Annotated in this window: 1 protein-coding gene and 2 pseudogenes; all 3 read right to left on the reverse strand. The window is 50.6% G+C overall.

What is annotated here, in order from left to right:
- Positions 1 to 119 precede the first annotated feature (119 nt).
- Positions 120 to 1439: a PQQ-like beta-propeller repeat protein gene (locus QT222_RS03355; RefSeq protein ID WP_004060575.1), complete on the reverse strand. Its 1320-nt coding sequence runs from the start codon at positions 1437 to 1439 to the stop codon at positions 120 to 122.
- A gap of 750 nt (positions 1440 to 2189) precedes the next feature.
- Positions 2190 to 2749 (reverse strand): annotated as a pseudogene (locus QT222_RS03360) (transposase); the annotation flags it as partial.
- Between the two features lie 17 nt (positions 2750 to 2766).
- A pseudogene (locus tag QT222_RS03365) lies at positions 2767 to 2927 on the reverse strand (IS630 family transposase); the annotation flags it as partial.

Genomic DNA, 2927 nt, shown 5'->3' on the forward strand with positions numbered 1-2927 from the left:
CTGTGAGATAGCCGTTGAGTTAGCTAAAAAACGGACTATTTGAAATCTTCATGACTTGACAGGAACGGCGTGACACATGCAGAGGGTATATCTTTCATCACGAAGGTTGGTTGGAAAGACTACTCAAGTACACGAACACCATTAAAGTGTGGAACGACTACACGCCCATCTGCAATTACCGGACCACTGCTCACACCACTCGGCCCGGGATAGAATGCTTGTTGCAAACCGGTCTCGAGATCAAACACTCCGAGGCCTTGGGATACTTCACCAGATTCTGATAATGTACCACTGACGCCTGCATAGACTACATTATCGCCAATCGTCGGAAGGGAGAATCGGCCATTGCCAGGTGGCTCAATCACCCACTGCTGATCGCCAGATTTTGTATCAATTGCTTCGAGACGGTCAGCACTGTCATCGTGCCGTCTCTGGCGAACAACCAGTATTCCTTCAGACACCGCACCAAGATCATACCACCGAGCAGCATTGTTAACGATAACTGGTCTAATTGCGCGTGTCCAGAGCCGAGTCCCATCACGCCTATCGAGTGCAATCAGACGTCCATCGTAGGTCGAGATGAACACGCGACCGGACGAGACGATTGGGTGCCCTCGGATTGTACCGCTGATTTTGTCAGGGTGTGTATTTTGAACTTCTTCGCGCCAAATTTTTGCACCCGTCTGCGAATCTATCCCCACGACACCAAAGTCGACTACTGGGTAGTAGACGGTCTGTCCGTCATAGGCTGGTCGATCAGCTACCCGTCCCTGAATCTTCTGTGTCCAACATCGGTTTCCAGTGTTGATTGAATACGCTTGCAGACGTTCAATGTCTTCCCCTGAGTTAGACCGACCGGATTGTAGCACGTGGAGTCGACCGTCGGCGACGAATGGTCGATTCGTAAATGGTAGGCTGCGCTCTACCGTTCCGTCTACGGCTGTGAGTGCATGAGTGACGTCCTCTCCGGATTCGCGTTCAGCAGGCATGATGACGACATTCCCACCTGCTACTGGTGAGTCAGTTGGTGTCGTCGTCTTAGCGCTCCACAATTCACTCCCGTCAGGTAGATTCAACGCAACTAGTTGCGTGTCGATTCTATCCACCGTGAGATATACGATTCCGTTCGCAACCACTGGAATTGGATCCTCATTAGCGGAATTCTCGCTCCAAGAATGGGTTAGATTTCTTGGACTGACCGGACAAGTTGACGTCGGCGGACAACGCGAATGTGAGAGATCATAGTGTGGCGTCGGCCACCCGCTCACATCGTACACGAGTGGGGACGAACTACATTCACGGTCGAGTATTGATGAGAGGGGCAGAGACTCAGAGACAATAGAACCCGCAAGAACTCCGGTAACAAGGCTTCCGCTGCAGAGGCCAACGACCTGTCGACGAGACAATTCAAGATAATCTTTTGAATCATCAGGGACCATCAAATTAGACAATCAATCCCATTCGCAAACCGTTTCTGGTTGTCAGGTTATGAAATCAAAAGACACCTTCATGGGTAACCTCAACGCGTTCGCTATCTTGATCCGTTGAACACCCCTAACCGATTCGCGCCCTGTATGCAGCACAGCCTCAACAAACTATCCGCGACTGAGAACTTCAACAGACCCACTTGTCTGGCAAAGTCGAGGTCAAAATAGGGCATTGCAGGTAACTTCGACACCGACGAGTTCGTCAAGGCTCATCTGGGACCCATTTGTAGCGCTTTTCTCTCGGTTCCTCGTCTGAAGTCCTCTTTTCACTGTCCAAACCTGGGAGTCAGATCGCTGGTTCACGCCTTCTCACCGGCGAGTAACCCGCTCGCTCTGTGCTGGGGTGATTCTGAATGTGTGATTTTCATTGTTCTACGACATTGTTTAACCGAATTAACATTATGACTGATGTGGGAGTGTATCGCCCACAACCGCAATTAGTAAAATAGTGCTCTGAGCCATTGCTGAAGCATGAATCATAAATTGCTATACAAAATCTAGAATTGAGCACAGTTCCACAGTTTCGGAGGATGGGCAGTTTTAGCGTTGATTCGCCGCTGAATTAGTCCAGATTGCGGGGAAAGTGAGCTAGGAAATCGGCCAAAATCGGTTAATTCTCTGTTATGGTCAGAAATCAATCCAAATATCTCTCCCAGAGATAGTGCCACCGCTCACGAAAGGCAATCCGGTGTGTCTACCCAACTAGTCAGGTGGAAACAGCGCCGAAGAGACCAATTCAGCACATTCGCCAGCGGTTATGATCGGTGCGTAGTCCATCTCCCCGTCAGCAGCAGCTTTCAACAGAAAGTCAGTGAGCCGCCAGATGTTATAGAGAAGCACTGCGAACACGAAGTAGAACAGCCGGACGCGGTAATCCTTGGATGAGGTCTTCGCGAGGAAGTCGTTCTTGATGCTCTTGTACTCGTTCTCGATCTGCCAGCGACGGCTGTACCGACGACAGAACATCTCAGCTTCCTTGGGGCTGACTGAGAGGTTCGTCGCAAAGACTGCCGTGCTCTCTCCTTGAGGGCACGTAGAGAAACATCGCGTGCGAGCCCTGCTTGACGTGAACAGAGACCGATTCAACGGCCTGCCCATTTTCGTCCATCGTCTCGATAGCCTCTCGCTCGTCACCGTGGATGAGTTTCGGGATTAGATGTTCACACCGAGGTTCGAGAGAGCATCTGATAGACAGACTTCGAGTCAAACTCGCTGTCACAGGGGACCGTCTCAATTGGGATTAAATCCTTCGCTCTCTGCACCGGCGCATCGATCTGGTCTCCTGAGGATGTTCGTGGACGGGTTCTTCAAATTTTTAATATATTTCTGACATTTCTGTTTTCTTCCGGTTCGCTTATCATCAGACACAGCCAGCTCAAACGACACCTCTGTGTCGACTCGCTTGAGCCAACTGTTGATTGTCCGCGGCTGGAGCCGTAC

The organism is Haloferax sp. s1 (assembly GCF_058382125.1).